14 protein-coding genes are annotated in these 19,700 nt (G+C 47.6%); 9 read left to right on the top strand and 5 right to left on the bottom strand.

What is annotated here, in order from left to right; translation table 11 throughout:
• Positions 1–18: 18 nt before the first annotated feature.
• Positions 19–2,742, bottom strand: coding sequence for a response regulator (locus BLU87_RS01805; RefSeq protein ID WP_092344218.1), 2,724 nt, complete (start codon positions 2,740–2,742; stop codon positions 19–21).
• 518 nt (positions 2,743–3,260) lie between these two features.
• On the opposite strand from BLU87_RS01805, the gene BLU87_RS01815 reads away from it, so the two are divergent.
• The 8 genes from BLU87_RS01815 (at position 3,261) to flgL (ending at position 10,551) form a co-directional block, all read left to right on the top strand.
• Positions 3,261–3,983 carry a winged helix-turn-helix domain-containing protein gene (locus BLU87_RS01815; RefSeq protein ID WP_092344220.1) on the top strand — a complete coding sequence of 241 codons (723 nt, stop codon included), beginning with the start codon at positions 3,261–3,263 and terminating at the stop codon, positions 3,981–3,983.
• 326 nt (positions 3,984–4,309) lie between these two features.
• Positions 4,310–5,620, top strand: coding sequence for a flagellar filament capping protein FliD (gene fliD, locus BLU87_RS01820; protein WP_092344221.1), 1,311 nt, complete (start codon positions 4,310–4,312; stop codon positions 5,618–5,620).
• Between the two features lie 22 nt (positions 5,621–5,642).
• A complete protein-coding gene (locus BLU87_RS01825) occupies positions 5,643–6,305 on the top strand; it encodes a flagellar hook assembly protein FlgD (protein WP_092344222.1) in 663 nt (220 codons plus the stop codon).
• Complete coding sequence (locus BLU87_RS01830) at positions 6,302–6,583, top strand: hypothetical protein (protein ID WP_092344223.1); 282 nt, start codon at positions 6,302–6,304, stop codon at positions 6,581–6,583. Before BLU87_RS01825 ends, BLU87_RS01830 begins: the two co-directional genes overlap by 4 nt.
• Before the next feature lie 31 nt (positions 6,584–6,614).
• Complete coding sequence (locus BLU87_RS01835; RefSeq protein WP_092344224.1) at positions 6,615–7,886, top strand: flagellar hook protein FlgE; 1,272 nt, start codon at positions 6,615–6,617, stop codon at positions 7,884–7,886.
• Positions 7,887–7,910: 24 nt separating this feature from the next.
• On the top strand, positions 7,911–8,264 hold the full coding sequence (locus tag BLU87_RS01840; RefSeq protein ID WP_092344225.1) for a hypothetical protein: 354 nt from the start codon (positions 7,911–7,913) through the stop codon (positions 8,262–8,264).
• Positions 8,265–8,266: 2 nt separating this feature from the next.
• Positions 8,267–9,664 carry a flagellar hook-associated protein FlgK gene (gene flgK, locus BLU87_RS01845; protein WP_092344226.1) on the top strand — a complete coding sequence of 466 codons (1,398 nt, stop codon included), beginning with the start codon at positions 8,267–8,269 and terminating at the stop codon, positions 9,662–9,664.
• Between the two features lie 11 nt (positions 9,665–9,675).
• Entirely contained in the window at positions 9,676–10,551 is an 876-nt protein-coding gene (gene flgL / locus BLU87_RS01850) for a flagellar hook-associated protein FlgL (RefSeq protein ID WP_092344227.1), read from the top strand.
• Between the two features lie 41 nt (positions 10,552–10,592).
• Here flgL and BLU87_RS01855 read toward each other — a convergent pair whose 3' ends face one another.
• Both BLU87_RS01855 and BLU87_RS01860 read right to left on the bottom strand, forming a co-directional pair.
• On the bottom strand, positions 10,593–11,921 hold the full coding sequence (locus tag BLU87_RS01855; RefSeq protein ID WP_092344228.1) for a sensor domain-containing protein: 1,329 nt from the start codon (positions 11,919–11,921) through the stop codon (positions 10,593–10,595).
• 313 nt (positions 11,922–12,234) lie between these two features.
• On the bottom strand, positions 12,235–14,001 hold the full coding sequence (locus BLU87_RS01860; RefSeq protein WP_092344229.1) for an EAL domain-containing protein: 1,767 nt from the start codon (positions 13,999–14,001) through the stop codon (positions 12,235–12,237).
• A gap of 443 nt (positions 14,002–14,444) precedes the next feature.
• Here BLU87_RS01860 and BLU87_RS01865 point away from each other — a divergent pair, with 443 nt between their 5' ends.
• Positions 14,445–14,948: a single-stranded DNA-binding protein gene (locus BLU87_RS01865; RefSeq protein ID WP_092344230.1), complete on the top strand. Its 504-nt coding sequence runs from the start codon at positions 14,445–14,447 to the stop codon at positions 14,946–14,948.
• A 328-nt stretch (positions 14,949–15,276) separates the two neighbouring features.
• Here the strand turns inward: BLU87_RS01865 and BLU87_RS01870 are convergent, their stop codons facing one another.
• Both BLU87_RS01870 and BLU87_RS01875 read right to left on the bottom strand, forming a co-directional pair.
• On the bottom strand, positions 15,277–16,308 hold the full coding sequence (locus tag BLU87_RS01870) for a response regulator (RefSeq protein ID WP_092344231.1): 1,032 nt from the start codon (positions 16,306–16,308) through the stop codon (positions 15,277–15,279).
• 23 nt (positions 16,309–16,331) lie between these two features.
• On the bottom strand, positions 16,332–19,700 hold the full coding sequence (locus BLU87_RS01875) for a response regulator (RefSeq protein WP_092344232.1): 3,369 nt from the start codon (positions 19,698–19,700) through the stop codon (positions 16,332–16,334).

Here is a 19,700-nt window from a genome sequence, read left to right on the forward strand (position 1 = left end):
CGGGGGTGCTGAAATTATTCAATGATTCTCTTTTTTTTCGGGCATTCTGTCTAGAAGCTGGCGAACTGAAAGGGCCAGCTGGTCTGCTTGCATGGGTTTATTGATGCAGGATTTGATGCCAATTTCCAGGGCTTTCTCAGTGCTGTTAATGTCACTGAAACCGGTACAAAGTAAAATTGGTAAATCTGGACATATTTTAAAGAGTTCAGTCGCTAGATCGATACCATTCATCTGTGGCATCGTGTAATCGGTGATAACCAGATCAAATAGTCCCGGGTCTCGGGCGAAAATCATCAAGGCTTCAGAGCTGGAAGAGGTGCTGGTCACTTGATAGCCATAACGTTCAAGCATGTTCTTGATGAGGCTGGAAATCGACTCTTCATCGTCGACAACGAGAATCGTCTCTGTGCCGCTGGGATTACTCAACAGGGTCGTTTTTTTCTCTGCTGCCGGGAGCTCTTTGGAGACGGGAAGGTAGATCTTGAAGCAGGACCCTTGGTCGGGTTTGCTGTCAACCGCAATATAGCCGCCAAAACTATGAATGATTCCATTGGCAACGGCGAGCCCCAGTCCAGTCCCCTCGCCGGCTTTTTTGGTGGTGAAGTAAGGATCGAAGATTTTTCCTAGAGTGGCTTCGTCCATCCCAGTTCCGGTGTCGCGGATAGTGAACAGAAGATACTGACCAGAGGATAAGTTAAAGTGGGGGATGGCGATCTCTGGGGAGAGGTTTGTTTTCTGCAGAGACATCTCTAGAATCCCGGATTTTTGCTCACGCATCGCATGGTAGGCGTTGGTGCAAAGATTCATAATAATCTGGTGGATTTGTCCTTCATTGGCGAAGATAGGCGGACAATCCTGATCAATGTTCAGCCTGATATCAATGGTGGCCGGGAGCGAGGGACGCAGTAGTTTCAGCGCCTCGCTGATGACATCCTGTACCGTCACTGGAGCCATTTGATGGCCTGTCTTACGGCTGAAACTGAGGATCTGTTTTACCAGCTCCGTTGCTCGCTGTCCCCCCGCGATGACTTGGTTCAAGGCCTCAAGCGCTTTGGAGTTCTGCGGAATGTGCAGCTGCGCCAGTTGAGTATAGCCCATAATGGCACTGAGAATATTGTTGAAGTCATGAGCGATTCCCCCAGCCAAGGTGCCGATGGATTCCATCTTCTGGGCTTGACGCAGTTGTTCCGCCAGTTTCTTTTGTTCAGTAATGTCCTTTGCAAAGTGAGAAATTCCGGTGATTGTGCCGTTGTCATCAAAGATAGGGGAAACATTGATGCTGAAGGTTTTCCCTAGTTTGGCATGAAAGATCTCCTCAGAATAGGGCTCCAGATTTTTCACAGCGTTGCCGGCTGGACACTTTGGACATGGGGTGTCAGAACCGGTGAACAGTTCGTAACAGTGCTTGCCGATACACTCCTCTGGTTGCAGGTTAAATGTTTCGGCGGTCGCACTATTGCACTGAGTGATCCTGTGCTCAAGGTCCTGGATCGTGATAATGTCAGAGATTGAATCAAAGGTTCTTTTCCACAAGCGTTGTGACTTCCGCTCTTGCTCTTCAGCCGCTTTGCGTTCGCTGATATCACGGGCAACAGCAATAATGTAATGACTCTCTTCATCGACAACGGTTTGATGACTTATTTCGACAGGAAAGACTTCTCCGCTTTTGGCCTTATGGATTGTCTCAAAAACAATGGTCTCATTGACTGTCATGACGTGAACCCGTTGCAGCCAGTTTTCAAGTTGCTGATAGGTCGGATTCAGTTTAAGAATTGTTTGTTGGGTCATCTCCTCATGACTGTAGCCATAACGTGTACAAGCTCTTTTGTTAACATCTCGAATGTTTCCGTTTGCAGCATCAATGATAAAGTAAGCGTCATTGGACTGATCGACCATATTGTGAAAGCGATGGAGTTGACTGTCTCTTTGATGTAGTTCGGTTTGATCCCGGGAAATCAGGATGATGGTTGTCACCTGTCCGGTTGCGTCCCGAATGCCAGACGCCGACATCACAACATGGAGAACTTCATCATGCTGCAGAGTCAGTTCAATGGCCTGCTGATAGGTGCTCCCTTGTAACACTTGATTCAGTAATGATGACAGCTCCTCGGCATTGAGACAGCTGGTAAGAGAATCTCCCGCGGACTGACATTTGAGGTTGTTGTAAAGTTTCTTATGGGCAAAGTTACTTTCCAGAATATCACCCGTCGGTGAAATGATGCAGATGGGATCTTCCACCTGCCGGAAGATATCTTTATAGCTCTCCAGTTCGCAAACTTTCGCAGTCAGTTTTTTTGTCAATCGCCGGTTACATCTTTGCAACAGCCCCGGAGGTTCATCCAGCATCGGATCAGAACCTAGCAATGTGCCATTTTCAACCTCAGTGATTACCGCCTTGATATCTTGTAGAAATGCAGACAGCTCAACCGGCTTGACAATGTAACGCGCAGCTCCCAGAGCCATCGCCAAGCGTTCATCTTCCTGGTCAAAATCTGTTGTGGTGTAAAATACAAACGGGATGTTCCGCAGGCGCTCCTCACTTTTGACCGAATAACAAAATTGAAAGCCGTCCATGTCGGGCATTGAAACATTGGAAATAATGATCTCTGGTGGATCGTTCAAGGCCTTTTTTAAAGCATCTTTGCCGTGGAAGGTTCTCGTGACCTGGTGTCCGGAACTGACTAGAGTTTTTTCCAGCATCAGGCAGGAATCGGGTTGATCTGCGGCAATGATGATATGCATATATTTCTCTCTTAAGGGGCCTTATTTGATAAAAGTAAATCGATTTTATCGATGACCTCAATGGAATATATTGATCTTTTACAATAACGGGTTTCACCCAAAGATGAAAGTTTTTCCTGTTTTCTGCTGCCAACAGGGACCTCTTCGCTTCCAGGTCTTTGGTGTTTGCGGCTGAATCTGAATGAAAGCACATTTGTCGTCATCAATAAGTCATTTCTATCCGCTATCGTCTAGCAAACTTGTAAAGTACTATCTATGTAACTGCTTAAGTCCATATAAACAAGGCTTTTCTCTTGTAATTAATTAGAAACTTTCACATTTCTGCCACATTTCCTGCAAATTTGAAGGTTAAAAAACCTTTGTTCCATCTCTACTGCAGTGCTCAATAAACCGAAGTACATCATTATTAATTACATGATAAAGATCAATTGTTACAAAAATCGCACAAAGATTAATGACTCTACAGACGATGAATCGCAATGTGAGGATTCTATTTTTTGTCACTTAGAAGGGACTCAATGATAGTCGGGAACGATATGGGTGAAATAAAAACCAAAAAAATATTGCTCATGACAGATCATCATATGAGCGCCTCCGTTGTTAATGGTTTAGAAGCTGAAGGGTACTATGTCTATAATCGAGCCTGTCAGGATTTTGAAATCGAACTTCTCGAGACATTGGAGCCAACGGCGGTGATGATCGATCTTGATTATCCTTCGATTGAAGGCATCTCAATCTGTCAGACACTGCGCACCTGTTATGATGGACCCATTCTGGTATTGACTGCGAAAACAGATGAAATTGTCCAAATTATGGGGCTGGAAATGGGTGCAGATGACTTTCTCCTTAAGCCACAGTCGAAAAATTATCTGCTGGTAAAACTCAGAGCGTGTTTGCGTCGTTCTGAAAAATATCGAGTCCAAGAGAAAAAAACAGTTCAATTGGGCGAGCTGATTGTTGATTCCGCTCGGCGTGAAGTCCTGTGTTCCGGGGCAATCATCCCGTTGACGACGCGTGAATTTGATCTGCTCTGGTGCTTGGCTGAAAAGGCTAAAAACATTGTCAGCCGGGAAGAAATTCACCAAGCGCTTTACAATTCTGAATATAACGGCTTTGATCGTTCTATCGATATCTATGTGTCACGTATACGGCAGAAAATTGGTGATGACTCACTTCATCCGCGCTATTTGAAAACCATCCGTGGAGCGGGTTACTTATTGGTTGAGGGTTATTCTGAATAACTGTTGTTCCCTGTTGACTGAGTGCAACCAAAACAGAATTTATCCACCACAACATTTTATTTAATACCTTTGCCATCTGTCAGATGCAAAAAGGGCTATTCCAGTCAGGAGTGGCCCTTTTTTGCGTTTACAGTTTTCACATCATTCCACCAATAACTTCAGCAGTCGTCATTCTAATGAGTAACTAAATGTAAATAAACCTCTCATATCGCAACGTTTTCACAACGTTTTCACAATATAAAACTGCCCCGAAGAACCCGAAAAGATCATCAGCAAAGGGAGATGGTTCCCGCCAATCAAGAATCTTTTTCAATGAGGAGTCAGTTATGAGCTCAATAACTTTCAGCGGTCTGGCTTCAGGCTTAGATACCGACTCGATCGTTACATCTCTAATGGAGGTAGAACGTCAACCGCTTGAGCTGTTGGAAACCGACATCGAGTATTTTGAACTTGAAACGGAAGCTTATGCAGAATTCGATACGTTGCTTGCAAATTTGCGAGATTCGGCCTCGTCAATGGATTCACTTGACAGCCTGGCCAACTATTCCGCCACTTCCGGTGACAGCTCTCTGTTGATGGCGACGGCCAGCAACTCGGCCATGGCAGGAACCTATCATGTTGAAGTGTTGAGTCTTGCTGAAAGTCAGAAAGATGTCAGTGCTGAAGGGTTTGCCGATAGTGATAGTGAACTGCTCAGCGGAACCCTGACGATTGGCGAGAACAGCATCGATTACACCGACGTTACCCTTGAAGAACTCAGTGAGATGATTAACGAAGCCGACACCGGTTTGCGCGCCGCAATTATTAATGACGGAACCGAGTCGGGTTATCGGTTGACGTTGCGCGGCGAGGAAGCGGGGCAAGCGATTGAAGTTCTGGGCACCGGGAGTATTGCAATTGATACCCTTAGCAACGGACACACCTATAGTGCCTCACAGGCTCACGTGATTGTCGACAATGTTGACATTTATAGTAACAGCAACACGTTGGACTCGGCCATTCCCGGTCTGTCGATAGAGCTTTTCGATGCGGAAATTGGTTCCGAAGTCACTTTAACGGTAGCAACTGATACCAGCAAGCTTAGCTCTTCAATCAGTTCTTTCGTCAGTTCTTTTAATGCGATTGTTCAGTGGATTGATGATGAAGAAGGGAACAGTTGGGCGAATGATTCAGGGATTGTCGGCGCCAAGCGGAAATTACAGAATTTTTTGACGACGAATGTCTCTGGTTCTGAAAGTTTCAGTAACCTGGTTGAGCTTGGCTTTTCAACCGATTACACCACTGGCTTAATCAGTGTCGACAGTGAAACCCTTGATGCTGCTCTAGCCACCGATATGGATGGGGTTCTCGCACTATTTGCCGGCGATGACGAAACTGATGGTATTGCCGATCTCATGTACGCATATCTCGATTCCGAAACCGACAGCGATGATGGTATTTCCGCCCGTCGTAAAGATTCCAATGACGCCAATATTGATCGGCTTAACAGTCGGATCGAGCTTATGGAAATCCGCTTGGAAACGCGGGAGGAGTATCTTCGCGCCCAATTTACCGCGATGGAAACCCTGATGTCTGAAATGGAAACCCAATCAAGTTATTTATCCGAAATTTCGGCTCTCAGTTCAAGCTCAGACTAAACTTTATCTGGAGAAAACACCTATGTCAGTCAGCAGTGTTAGCGACAGCAGCAGCATCAGCACCTACAGCAGTTCCATCACTGGCAGCAATAGCCTTGGCGAAGAGGACTTTTTGACTCTGCTGGTGGCCCAGCTGGAAAATCAGGATCCCCTTGATCCTCAGGACAATACCGAGTTTATCGCTCAGTTAGCACAATTCAGTTCGTTGGAGGCACAGACCAGTACGAATGACAAGCTGGACACTTTGATCGCTGCGCAAAGTAGCAGTGAAAGGTCGGAAGCTTATTCTCTTCTGGGACAGGAAGTGATCGTCGCCAGCGATAGTTTTTACTTGCAGGGGGAGGACCTGGAAATTGGCTTAAACCTGGCGCAATCTGCAACCGCTGCCAATCTGAATATTGTCGATGATGATGGCAAGACTGTTGCCAGCTTCTCTTTGAATAACTTGCAGGAAGGCAACAACTTTGTTCCCTGGGACGGCTGCAACAGTGCAGGAGAACCATTAGCCAAAGGAACCTATCATCTGGATATTGAAGCTTACAACTCTGCCGGACAAACACTTGACAGTCAATCGATGATCAAGGTCCGGGTTGATGAGGTGGAGCTCGATTCTTCCGGCAGTATCCTTGTGACTGACGCCGGCGATATCCCGATCAGTGGTGTCTCTTCGGTGGTGTCATTATGAAAGGGGCCGCATTGCACAACAATATCGAAGTGAGTTTTTCCTGGCATGCCCGACAACGGCTGGAACAACGGCAATTGGACCTTTCTGAACAGGAACTCGATCGACTGGAAAAAGCCGTGGGTGCTCTTAGCCGCAAAGGAGGCAAGCTGTCTCTGGTGCTGCTGGATCAACTGGCAATGTTAGTCAGCATCGTCAATCGACGGGTGATCACTGTCGCCGGTCAAGAACAGTTGGAACAAAACGTTTTTACCAATATTGACAGCGCTGCTGTCGCCTGAAGCTGTTTAACCACAGGCATCGGAGGAATAGATGGGACTTACAAGCACACTTTATACTGGAATTAGTGGTTTGCAGGCTAATTCTGAAGCAATGAGCGTAACCGGCAACAATATCTCTAACAGCAATACGATCGGTTTTAAATCGAGCAGCACCCTTTTTTCCGATGTGTTATCCGCCAGCATTTCCAGCGCCAGTGGTGATTCGCAAGTGGGACGGGGGACGCAAATTGCAACGGTTCAGACCAGTTTCAGTCAAGGTTCGTTCCAAAGTACCTCTAATTCTACTGATTTGGCGATTGAAGGGGACGGGTTTTTTATGGTCAGTGAAGCCGATTCGAGCGAAACTCTCTATACGCGCAACGGTTCTCTGAGTTTTGATGCCGATGGCTATCTGGTCAATTCCGAAGGATATCGGGTGCAAGGGAAGTCATTTGATGCCAACGATGAACTAGTTGGTGGAGATCCAAGCGATATTCAGGTGAATATTAATAATCAGATCCCAGCTCAACAAACCGGTTCATTAACATTGACGACCAATCTGGATGCAGATTCATCCGTGGTCGGTCCCTTTGATATCAGTGATCCGGATAGCACCTCCAACTATTCCACCTCGACTCAGATCTACGATTCCCTGGGGAATACGCATCTCGCAACCACATACTTTTCTATGACTGCAGATCAAAGTTGGGAGTGGCACACCGCAGTCGATAGCTCTGAATTGGATACTTCCGTTGCCGGTGTGGATGCCCTGACGGAAATCGGCAGCGGCACTTTGAGCTTCGATAGCTCCGGCAATCTTGTCACCGGCTCAACGGCGGTAACGACTGCGGGTTCGTTGGTTTGGAATAACGGTTCGGATGCCACCCAGCAGATTGATATGACCTTTAATACGACTCAGTACAGCAGTAATTCGGTCGTCATCTCACAGAGCCAGGATGGATATGCTCCTGGGGAGGTTGTCCAAGTCAACATCGACAATAGTGGAACCGTCACTGCCAGCTATTCAAATGGTGCCAGCATCGATGTCGCTATGTTGACTCTGGCAACGTTTACAAATGCCAGCGGACTAAGTAAAGAAGGGGGGAGTTTGTATGCAGAAACATCCAGTTCTGGTGAACCCAGTGTTGGTACCTCTGGCGCATCTCAGGGGTATATCTACACCAACAGCCTGGAGTTGTCGAATGTCGATTTGGCCGCAGAGTTTGTCGATCTGATCACGATTCAAAATGGTTATTCCGCTTCCTCGAAGGTTATCACGACGACTGATGAAATGTTGCAGGAAGTGATTAGTCTCATCCGGTAATAAAAGAGAGTAGGAGCTTGAACCATGGAACAGGATCTAACCCAGAATCTGATGCAATTGGAGAAGTTGATCATGCAAGAACGATGCTTTGCTTGCACAATGAAAATTGCTGGCCTGCAGCAGATACAGCAAGAAAAGAAGCAGCTAATCGATGAGATTAGAGCGTTAGATGGTCAGTGCAGTGTCGAACAAAAACAGGTTGCCGGGCGTCTCCGTGATGAAAATCGGCGGAATGCCCAGCTGCTCTACACCTGTCTTAATTATTTGCGACAGGCGATGCATAACTGTACCCGGCAATTGACACCGACGAGTTATGGCTGTTTCGGTAACAGTCTCCAATCGACGCCGTCTGGTCTGCTGTTAACGGGGAGAATCTAACTATGAGTGGTCTCAGTTCAGCGTTGAATATTGGCAGCACCGGGCTCTCCAGTAATCAGAAAGGCATCGAAGTCAGCGGGAACAATGTCGCTAATGCAAACACGCTCGGCTATTCGAAGCAGACCCTGGAACTGAGTTCGACACCGACGTTGCAGTTTAACGGACAGATGATCGGTCAGGGAACAGTGGTGAGCAATATCACCCGTGAAGGGAATAGCTTTGTGACGAAACAGCTGATCAGTAAAAATGCTGATTATGGTGAATCCGAAGCCAAAACCATCCCCCTGGCTGAGGTGGAGCGCATTGTCGGCATTGACGATAGCAGTATTGCTAACGACATCGATGAATTTTTTGATGCCTGGCAGGAGCTCAGCACCGATCCTTCTGGTGATTTGCAGCGTCAACAAGTCATGCAGATGGGAGAGATGCTGGCCAATAATTTCCAAGGGATGGTCAGCGATCTGGATGAGGCAATGCAGGGGATCGATGAAAGTTTGGAAGGAAACATGGTGAATCTGAATCGACAACTCGAAGAGCTTGCCGATCTGAATGTCCAGATTGCCTCCGCAGAATCGACCGGAATCTCATCAAATGCGTTGCGTGATCAGCGCGAATTATTGTTACAGGAGGTCTCAGAATCAGCGGGCATTACTTACTATGAGGAAGCCAACGGCATGGTGTCTGTACAGTTAGCAAGCGGACTGCCTCTGGTAACTGCTGACGTTGTCAGCACCATTTCTACGAGTGGAATGTCCGGATCATTGCAATTTACCTTGACCAACGGCAGCATGACAACATCCTTAGACAGTACGGACTTCGGCGGGGAAATTCATGGTTTGCTTGATTTGCGTGATAATTATATCCCCGCGCTCAAAGATGACCTCGATTTGCTCGCTTATGAATTGGCCGAAGCCGTTAACGGTGTCCACACCGGCGGTGTCGATGCTAACGGCGACTCCGGCGTTGATTTCTTCAGTTATAGCAGTACCGGTTCTGATCCCTGGAGTGGGGCGGCTTCCACCTTGAGCATGAATTTGACCACGACCTCTCAGGTTGCCGCTGGAACTATTGCCAGTCCGGATCATCAGCCGGGCGATAACAGCAATACTTTGAATATGGTCGCCCTGCAAAGCCAAACTTTGGTCAATGGTACGAGCACCTTCACCGAGTATTACGCCAAAATTGCGGCAGATGTCGGGTTGGAAGTCAGTCAGAATGATCTGACTTTGGCCAGTGCTGAAGATGCCCTGGTCCAGATGCAGAACATGCGTGATGCTATTGCTGGTGTCTCTATTGATGAAGAGATGCTGCTGTTAACTCAGTATCAAACCGGTTATGAAGCCGCCGCCAAGTATCTCAGTACTGTAGATGAAATGCTTGATACCTTGATGAGTATGTAAGGAGAATCAGAATGAAAATTACCCAGATGGCAACCTATCGTAGCCTGCAATATAATTTAGGAAAGAACAGCGATAGCCTGAACAAGCTTTATGAGCAAGCAGCGACTGGAAAACAGCTGGAGCGTGCTTCTGATGATCCGTCAGGACTCAGTCCGCTGTTCAGCTCACGCACCCAGATAGAAACATCCGATCGTTATCTGGAGACGATCGCCACAACTCAGGACAACTTGGATATCGTTGATGGCTACCTTGACAGCGCCGAAAGTCTCCTTGTCAGAGCTAAGGAAATAGCCATTTACGGGGTCAACGACTCCCTTTCTGATGAAGATATGCAAACGTTAGCCGCCGAGGTGGTTCAGTTGCAGAGTGCTCTGCTTGATATCGCCAATGCCAAGGTTGACAGCAAGTATATTTTTGCCGGTTATGCCGAAACCACTCTGCCATTTAGTGGTGATCCTGTCGTTTATAATGGTACCGATGATCATAAATTGGTTGAAACCAGCGCTGGACAGACAGTACAAACCAATTTAACCGGCAACGAAGTTTTTATGGAGCCCGTAGACATGTTCGCGGTTTTAAGTGATTTAGAGGCCGCACTAAGCTCTGCGGATGGCGACGCTGTGGAAGCTGAACTGGATAATCTGGAAGCCGTTGCCGAACAGGTGCGCAGTAAACAGAGTGAGATGGGCAACATCAACTCCCATCTTGACGACGTCAGCTCACTGACCGAAAATATCAAGCTGCAGATGCAGGAACGACTTTCAAGCTATGAAGATGCTGATATCGTTGCCGTGATGACTGGAATCACGCAAGCAGAACAAGCCTATGAGGCGGCACTGAGTGTTAGTGCACGAGTGTCGAGTTTATCGATTCTGGATTATCTCTAAGCATAGCGTTAGGGCAATGCCGTTAACCCTGTGGACAGTGGTTAGCCAGTCACGTCTGGGGCCGATATCCTTCGGGTGAAAGCATTTTCAGCCGAGAAAAAATGAATCTTGTTTTTCCCCGAGTTTTTGGCTGCATACATGGCCGCATCAGCATTGCGGATTAAATCAACGGATGTTTTCCCGTCCGTGGGGAACCTGGCAATGCCGACGGATGTCCCGATCCCGATGACGTGACCGTGAATCTTCACCGGCTTATTTATCGCGTTGATAATGCGGTGAGCAACATCGGTGATTTCTTCTTCCCCCTTAGGTTTGTGGAGGATAAAAATAAATTCGTCGCCACCGACACGGGCAACGGTATCTGACTCCCTGACCAAAGACAGCAGTCTTCTCGCAACCTCTTTCAATAAGTCGTCTCCGATATTATGACCAAACTTGTCGTTGACCGATTTGAACCCGTCAAGGTCAAGAAACATCAGGGCTAAATTGCACTCTTCTCGGTGAGAATTGATAAGTTTTTGGTTTAATCGTTCTATCAGCAAAGTCCGATTTGGCAAGTCGGTCAGGGCATCATGAAAAGCCAGATGTCTTATGTGTTCATCTTTGTGCCACAAGGCGGTGATGTCGCTAAATACCGATACGTAGCGTAGGGGTTCGCCTTCCAGGTCGCGAACCATGCTGATGGTCATACGCTCCAGGTACAGCTCCCCATCCTTGCGGCGATTCCATAGTTCGCCAGTCCAACGGCTTGTGGTGGTTAGCTCCTCCCACATAGCCGAATAAAACGCGTCATCATGGCGGTTGGATTTAAGAATGCGGGGATTCTGACCAACAGCTTCTGCTTCGCTGTAGCCGGTTATTTCGGTAAAAGCTGGATTCACCGACAAGATAATTCCGTCAATATCGGTGATTACGACACCATCGAGGGTGTTTTCATAGACACATGCGGCTAGCTTGAGTTGTGCCTCCATCTCTTTGAGCTCAGTGACCTCGCTGGCAAGACTCGAAAACCCTTGAACACGACCATCGGCATCAAAATCGGGGATATAATGTCCAATGATATTTCCCGGTTCTCCGTTAGCTTTTGTGATGGACCGTTCAAAGCGTTGTGGCTCTCCCGCCAGAACAGCATGGATATGTGGCAGATTCAAAGTAAACAAGCGCTCGCCGGCCAGTTCCACAAATGTGATCCCGATAATTTCATCAGGTTGTTTCCCAAACCACTCTCTATAGGCGTTGTTGGCATAACGGCAGCATAAATCTTTGTCCCAGTATCCGATCATGTTTTGCGCATCGTCAATGATGGATCTAAGGTGTTGCGAGCTGAGTGCCTGATTGGTCACATCACCTTTTTTCGTCGTTCCATTCATGTTCTGTCCTTGGAGGGGATAGCTAATGCAACATTGGTTTCTCTTCTAAAAAATAACATATTCCTGCTTTTGGTGTTAGCGGCCCGCTGTTTTCTTTGCGGTGATATGTTTTTAATCCTTGCCATTTTGGTCAATGGATGGGCTGGCTGCCTAACGGGGCAAGTGCAATGAAATGGTGCTGAAGTTAACCGGGATGACGGATTTTTAGTGGTGAATCGCAAAAGGTGTGAAGGATATGCAAGCTAAGCGAACAAGCCGATGGTGACAGGTTGAAAGTGTTTATGATGTTGCGGTTTAAACTAAGGCAGCAATATCAACCCTCAGTTATTGTCCCTCCCATTAAGTCTTCCAGAGGGACGGGCTTGGCATAATAATATCCTTGAGCATAGTCAACCCCGAGGTTTTTCAACGCGACGACAATGGCTTCGTTTTCCACATATTCGGCGACAATCTCCAGTGCTCGCGATTTTGCTGAATGAATCATCCCTTCGACATCTGCCCTTGCTTGTGGATTCTCCAACAGTTTATTGATATAGCTACCGTCAATCTTGACAATATCGACCGGAAGTCGCGAAAAACTCTGGTAGTTTGAGTAACCAATACCGAAGTCATCAAAAGCGATCTTACACCCCATCTCCCTGAGTTGGACCACGAGTTCCATTGCCGCTTCACTGTCGTGAATTTGCTGCGTTTCTGTCAGCTCAAAGCATAGCTTCCGCGGATCGATACCGGTTGACTCTATCTGTTCAATGATAAAGGACAACATTCTTTCGCTCGAAGCCGAATCTCCTGAGAGGTTGATGGAACAGCGTGAAAGATTGCTAACGTGGTCGGGATTTTTCCGCAGCTGCGCCAAAGTATTCTCGATGACATATTCATCGAGTTTAGTGGCCATCCCCAATTTTTCTGCCGCAGTGATGAAGACGGGTGGCGGAAGCATATTGCCGCTTTCATCCTCCATACGGGATAATATTTCGTAAGAGATGCGGTTCTTGCCCGAGTTGCCAGGAAGAAGTGGGACGATCTTCTGTGCATATAACATCAACCGTTTATTGCTGAGTGCGTTATAGATGGTTGGTTCCAACTGCAGATGAGAAGTATCTTCGGCTTTTGCGACCACAATTTTGTTGCGCCCTTTGCTTTTGGCAACACTGCAGGCACCGGAAGCCTGAGTGACTGCCTCGTGTAAAATTGTGGACTCAGTTACTGGAGCGATGCCGATGCAGAGACTGGTGAGGTAAGGTTGAGCTGTCGTCCGTAAGTTCAGAGTCTGAAAGTCGGTTTTAAGCCGGCGAGCTAAAGAGAGAGCTCCGGCAAGTGAGGTGTCTGGCAGATAAAGGATAAATTCATCCGCAAGAAAACGGTTAATCATGGCATCCGCATCGCGATTGTTGCCATGGCGGGTGCTATTGAGCAACCAGGTCGCGATCTTTTTGATCGCTTGATCGCCACAAGAGCGTGAAAAATAATTGACAGTTTTGAAGTAATCAACATCCAGATATAAAATTGCGGCTTGGTACTCTTCTCCTGCAGCTAGACGACGGTTTTTTAAGGCGCTGATTTTAACATCATATTCATGCCAATTCATCAGCCCCGTCAAAGAATCATGGGAGGATTGATGGCTCAAGGTTTGTTGTAATTGGTGCTGCTGCGAGTTGTTCTGGATGATGGCAAAAAAACCGATCAGGAGGTCAGCCTCTCCCCGTACCTCGTTGATTGTGAGTGAGATCGGCAGTTCCTGCTGGTTTTTATGTATTGCCGCCATCCGTATCTGGCCATGATTTGGAAAGTTGACATTCTCCGGGAAAAAGCGCTGCGCACCGATGATCTTGGATTGAGATATTTCACCGTTATTTCTGAGTTTAACGTATTTTGCATAAAGATCTTTGTGGGCTTGTTTCACCGCAGGAGGAATTAAAATCTCAATATCCCGGCCGATCAGATCTTCGATGCTGTAACCTAAGATCTCCGTTACTCCGTTGTTGATATCGCGAATAACACCTTCAGTATCAACAAAAATCAGCGCGTTCGTATCAAGCTCTTGTAGTGCCTGCCAGATGTGTTCTTTGTAAGAGTCCATTCAATTTATGCCTTATTGGTTTGATCAGCAAAAGTTTAAGCTATCGATACTGCAAACTTTTAATTTGTCACTATAACACTAGGCTAAATCCATTGTCGTCAATTTCTTGTAGGGTTAAGTTTCACCAGCCTGTCCAGAAGGGGGATGCTCTGCTGAATCAACGTCAGGTTCCAATGGTGGAAGAGACCTGTTCCTATACGATTTTCTGCAGTGAATCTATACAGTCAACATCTATAGTGTCGAATTGAGAGAATTGACTTCCGATGATCCTCCTAAAAATGTATCATGTTCAGTTCAAGAAGTTAAAATGATCATTTCATTTCCGTTATCGTTTATTTCATTGGCGGTGAGAGCCGTCGTGTAATAGACACTTTTTTGAATGTCAGTAACTTTAGTTCAGTGACAACAACTTTTGTTATTTCGCAAATTTATAGGAGGTTAACATGTCGGTTAATAAGGTGATTCTCGTTGGTAATTTGGGTAAAGACCCTGAACTGCGTTACACACCGTCTGGTACGGCTGTGACAACATTTTCTCTGGCAACGACAGAGCGTTACAAGGATCGCGAAGGCAATCGGCAGGATAAGACCGAGTGGCATAATATTGTTGCTTGGAGACAGCTGGCTGAGATTTGTGGGAAATTTCTCCACAAAGGGAAGCAGATCTATGTTGAGGGGAAGATTCAGAATCGCTCTTATGATGATCGTGACGGCAACAAGCGCTATATCAGTGAGGTTGTGATTGATCAAATGCAAATGCTGGGTAGCCGTGATGATTCTCAAGGTGGCAGCGGCTCTGGTGGTGGTCAGGGTTATAACCAAGGGTCGAATAACTCTGGGGGTGGCCAATCCTATAATCAGGGGACACAAAATACTGCAGCTCCAAAATCACAGGGGAGCAGTTTTGAAGAGCCGGTGTTTAATCCGGATGATGAGATCCCCTTCTAGGGTTCAGTCTCTAGAAAAACGTAGAAATAAACAGAGAACCCCCAAACACTTCGAGTGGTTGGGGGTTTTTATTGAAATAGGTTGATAAGTTTGAACTGTCTTGGTTTTCAGTTTTTACTCCTGCAAATCGTTTGACTAAAATGACAGTCACCAAGAGAAGGTCATCTTCTCAAGCTAGAAGCTCTTGGTTTCATTCTCGACTTCCTCCAGGCCGTTGCGGGAAAATCGGTTAGAATGATTGTGTTCCCGCAGCTCATCTCGTCTTTAAATATTATCCTTATTGACATTAACTATGAGTATTTGTTGTTTTGCCTCTGTTTCTCCCCATTTATTTATCTTTGTGGGTTTCAAATATATCGGCAAAGGTGTCAGTCAGCCTGACAAATGCAGACAATACTTCTGGATCGAAATGTTCTGGTAAGGTCCGACCATCCCCCTGAGTAATGATAGATACGGCCTTCTTGTGGTCAAAAGCCGGCTTGTATGGCCTTTGGCTACGCAATGCATCATATTGATCGGCGATATTCATGATACGTGCGGTCATTGGGATAGCCTCTCCTTTAATACCATATGGGTACCCCCCGCCGTCCCAGCGTTCGTGATGGTATCTGGCTATTTCCTCAGCCATTTGCAAGTAGGGAGATTTCGAGTCTCCGAGGATTTTGGCACCGACCTCGGCATGGGTTTTCATGATTTTCCACTCTTGTTCATCAAGGGGACCTTCCTTGAGCAAAATAGCGTCCGGAATGGCAACTTTGCCGATATCATGCATGAGTGAGGCGAAATAAATCTGTTCGCAATAGGTAGGTTCAAAGCCCATCCGTTCGGCAAGTGTCTTGGTGTAGAAACTGATCCTTTTGACGTGCTTGCCCGTATCCTCATCCTTGAATTCAGATGCCAGGGTTAATCGGAGGATGGTGTCAACATAACCTTCTTTCAGTTGCATGGTCCTTTTGATGACCAAATCTTCAAGTTTGTTCTGGTGGCGTTTCAAATCAAGATGGTTGCGCACTCTGGCCAGAAGAATCGGCGGGCTGATTGGCTTAATAATATAATCGACTGCGCCAAGGTCGAGCCCCTTGGCTTCGTCTTCGACCTCATCCTTGTCTGTGACAAATAGGACGGGGATTTTAGCGGTTTTTTCGTCGGCCTTAAGATGACGACAGGTTTCATAACCGTCCATTTCCGGCATCACGACATCAAGCAGGATGATGTCAGGGGACTCGTTGTCATGAACCAGCTCCAAGGCCTCAAGCCCACTAGTTGCAGCCATGACCGAATAGCTGTCTTGTAGCACTTCGTTTAGGATCAGGACGTTCGCTCTGCTATCATCAACTACTAGAATTTTTGGTTTCCCCATATGCATCTCCACTAAAGTTCCAGTTACAATGCTTCAATTATCTGCTGCAATGATTTGCTGGCAGCTTTAAAATCAATCGCATCCAGTTCTTGATCCAACTGCTGGGTTAAATCAGGACAAGCCTTATAAAGCGCCGACTTGAATTGCTGGAAGACCTTGCGGGCGTTCATGTCATTTTTTGCCAGATACTCAGCCAATTCCTGCAGGTTAGAGCTTGATATCCTGACGGTTTCCTGGCCTGCTGCGCTCTCCCATTCACCGTCTTGGTTTCCAGTGAGTGGCAAGAGCCTGTTCAAGGTCCCCAAGACTTCTTTGAGTTCAGTTTCAAGACCACTCAAAGCCTCTTCGTAGTCGCCGGTATCTTCCTTCAGTGTTCGTTCCAGAAGCTGGGCCGAGGCGTGCACGGACATGGCGCCGATGTTGCCCGCGACCCCTTTGAGGGTATGAACCAGTCGCCGGGCCAGTTCGTTATTATCTGTGGTCAGGGCTTCTTTAAATCGCTGAATAAAGCTTTCGTATTCTTGGGCAAAATCCCGCAAAATCTTTTTATAGAGTTTTTGATTGTTCGCTACCCGGTTTATACCGGCCGCGACATCGATTCCGGGGACAGCCTCTGGGAGCTCAAGGTTCCGATCTGTCTCCGGTCCCCTTTTCGTCATTGGCATGGCAGCTTCGACTTCGTACGCTGATCCTGCTTCGTTGAGGCTGCCGTTATTCAAGCTGTTATCTGCCTTGGGACTGACCCATTTGGTCAATGCCTGATAGACCTGTTCCGGGTCAATAGGCTTGGTGATGTGATCGTTCATTCCGGCGGCGAGGCTTTTTTCATGATCGCCGGCCATGGCATGGGCCGTCATGGCGATGATGATAAGATCAGCTGCCGGGCCTGCCAGTGCCCGAATGGCCTGGGTCGCGGCATAGCCGTCCATCAGGGGCATCTGGATATCCATAAATATTAGGTCATATGCCCTGGAACGGGCCTTCTGCAAGGCTTCCTGACCGTTCCCGGCAAATTCAACCTCCATCCCGACATTACCAAGCAACTCGCCGATCACCTCCTGATTTATGGGGTTATCTTCAGCCACAAGGATCTTCGCCCCCCGGATACCATCCAATGGCCCGCAGGCGGTTCGTACGGGGATGCCGCGATCCTCTTTCTCACCGGCAAAGAGAGTCATGATCGCGGATAACAGCGTTGATGGGGTTACGGGCTTGGCCAGAAATTCGTCAACGCCGGCCGTCGCTTTCTGGGATACGGCGTTATCCCAACCCAGGCTGGTCAACATAATAAAAGCGGGGAGGTTATCAAGGTTTGTCTCACTCTGGATGCGGCGGGCCACTTCAAGGCCATCCAAGTCCGGCATCTTCCAGTCCATCAGTACCAGATCGAAAGGGTTTTCTTGTAGCTCTGCTTGAACAAGGTTTGCCAACCCCTCTTCACCGGAAACAGCACAGGTCACCTGGAAGTGAAATGATTCTAACATCTCCCGTAGGACGTCCCGGCAGGATTCATTGTCATCGATCACAAGGACATGAAAATCGCGGAGGCTTTGAGGTAGGATGATTTTTTTCTGTTTTTGCTGCGGCTGAACGTCAAAAACTGCCGTAAAAGAAAAGGTGCTGCCTTGCCCCGGTACGCTTTCGACCGAGATGTCGCCCCCCATCAGTTCTACCAACTTTTTGGAGATCGAAAGCCCCAATCCCGTGCCGCCATATTCCCGGGTAGTCGAGGTGTCGGCTTGGCTGAATGCCTGGAACACGGTTGACTGTTGCGCCTTGGTCATGCCGATGCCGGTGTCACTGACATTGAACTGGAGGGTTACTTGATTATTCTCTTCTTTCAGCAGGTTTATGAAGATGACAATCTCACCTTGGTCGGTAAACTTGACCGCGTTGTTGAGCAGGTTGATCATGATCTGGCCAAGACGCAAGGGGTCACCTTTAAGGGACAGCGGGATATTGCATGGGGTAGACAGGACTAGCTCAAGGTTTTTACCCTGGGCAATCACAGAGGTCTGACTGGCGGCATTTCGCAGTACTTCATCCAATTGGAAGTCCACAGACTCCAGCTCCAAGTGACCGGATTCGATCTTTGAGAAGTCGAGAATGTCATTGATGATTCCCAGAAGCATTTTGGCGGAGAATGTTATTTTGCTGAGATAATTCTGCAACTGGGGGGATAATTCCACCTGCTTAGCCAGATGGAGGTAACCCAGAACGGCGTTCATCGGGGTGCGGATTTCATGGCTCATGTGGGCAAGAAACTCGCTCTTGGCCTGGGTGGCCGCCTCGGCCATGTCCACGGCCACTTGCAGCTCTCGGGTCCTCTCTTTTATCCTGGCTTCCAGGGTTTCGTTATTTCTCCTTAAATCGTTTTCGGCCGCCTTTCGCTCACTGATATCGCGGATAATTGCCAGGTAACCGCAGGTCTCGCTCTCTTCGTCCTTGATGACAGTAGCGACGGTTTCTCCAGGGAATAAGGATCCATCTTTGCGGCAATAGTAAACTTCAAACGGTTCGCTCTTTATCGTAGCACTCGGATTGAAGCGCTGGTGGCCCAGCTCGTCGTAATCGTCCTGACTGGCGTAGAACAATCTTGCACTGTGACCGTCTAACTCGTCTGGACTATAACCAAACAAGGTGCATAGCGCCGGATTGACCATCAGGATATGCCGCTCCGAATCCTCATAAACCACTGCATCTGGGTTTGCCTGGAAAATAGATTCAAACTGGGCTGTCTTTTTCCTTAACAACTCTTCAGTTTTTTTGCGTTCGGCGATCTCTTTGCTAAGGCCGAAGGTCCTTTCTCTGACCTTGATCTCGAGCTGCTCATTGAGTTCTGAGAGCTGTGCCTGCACCCGGTTCATTTCCATGTTCTGCCAGACGGCACTTTCGTAAGTAGAGACCAGAAAGCTGAGCGTCTGGGAGCGGGTCGATTTGACCTCGTACTCGCAGCCGTTATAGGTAAAGGAAACACTCTTGCGCTCAGGCTGGTTTAAGAACTGAATCGGATTTTCCAGGAAGGTTTTCACCTTGGTCAGAAACAAGTCCTCGTTGACCGCCTTGGTCAGGTAGGCGTCGGCCCCCGACTCAAGTCCACGGATGATCTCCTCGGGAGCGTACAACTGGGTCATCAGCAGGACTGGGATCGCTTTGAGTTCCGGCGCATCCTTGATCAGTCGGCACAACTCGTAGCCATCCATTTTCGGCATCACGATGTCGGACAAGATCAGGTCCGGTTTCTGCTCTCTGACCAGAGTCAGCCCCTCTAACCCGTTTCGCGCCACGTCCACTTGGTAGCCTGCACGAATGAGCCTCCGCCGAATGGTTTCGGCCTGGATGAGACTGTCTTCCACAAGGACAATACGAGTTCCTGTTTGGTTGTTACTCAT

The organism is Desulfuromusa kysingii (assembly GCF_900107645.1).
Taxonomy (GTDB): domain Bacteria; phylum Desulfobacterota; class Desulfuromonadia; order Desulfuromonadales; family Geopsychrobacteraceae; genus Desulfuromusa; species Desulfuromusa kysingii.

Excerpts from the sequence above, each read along its gene's own strand:
- BLU87_RS01835 (WP_092344224.1), top strand. The coding sequence starts at position 6,615 with ATGGGACTTACAAGCACACTTTATACTGGAATTAGTGGTTTGCAGGCT.
- BLU87_RS01815 (WP_092344220.1), top strand. The coding sequence starts at position 3,261 with ATGATAGTCGGGAACGATATGGGTGAAATAAAAACCAAAAAAATATTG.
- BLU87_RS01865 (WP_092344230.1), top strand. The coding sequence starts at position 14,445 with ATGTCGGTTAATAAGGTGATTCTCGTTGGTAATTTGGGTAAAGACCCT.
- BLU87_RS01830 (WP_092344223.1), top strand. The coding sequence starts at position 6,302 with ATGAAAGGGGCCGCATTGCACAACAATATCGAAGTGAGTTTTTCCTGG.
- BLU87_RS01840 (WP_092344225.1), top strand. The coding sequence starts at position 7,911 with ATGGAACAGGATCTAACCCAGAATCTGATGCAATTGGAGAAGTTGATC.
- BLU87_RS01805 (WP_092344218.1), bottom strand. The coding sequence starts at position 2,742 with ATGCATATCATCATTGCCGCAGATCAACCCGATTCCTGCCTGATGCTG.
- BLU87_RS01870 (WP_092344231.1), bottom strand. The coding sequence starts at position 16,308 with ATGGGGAAACCAAAAATTCTAGTAGTTGATGATAGCAGAGCGAACGTC.
- BLU87_RS01860 (WP_092344229.1), bottom strand. The coding sequence starts at position 14,001 with ATGGACTCTTACAAAGAACACATCTGGCAGGCACTACAAGAGCTTGAT.
- flgK (WP_092344226.1), top strand. The coding sequence starts at position 8,267 with ATGAGTGGTCTCAGTTCAGCGTTGAATATTGGCAGCACCGGGCTCTCC.
- BLU87_RS01855 (WP_092344228.1), bottom strand. The coding sequence starts at position 11,921 with ATGAATGGAACGACGAAAAAAGGTGATGTGACCAATCAGGCACTCAGC.
- flgL (WP_092344227.1), top strand. The coding sequence starts at position 9,676 with ATGAAAATTACCCAGATGGCAACCTATCGTAGCCTGCAATATAATTTA.
- BLU87_RS01825 (WP_092344222.1), top strand. The coding sequence starts at position 5,643 with ATGTCAGTCAGCAGTGTTAGCGACAGCAGCAGCATCAGCACCTACAGC.
- BLU87_RS01875 (WP_092344232.1), bottom strand. The coding sequence starts at position 19,700 with ATGAGTAACAACCAAACAGGAACTCGTATTGTCCTTGTGGAAGACAGT.
- fliD (WP_092344221.1), top strand. The coding sequence starts at position 4,310 with ATGAGCTCAATAACTTTCAGCGGTCTGGCTTCAGGCTTAGATACCGAC.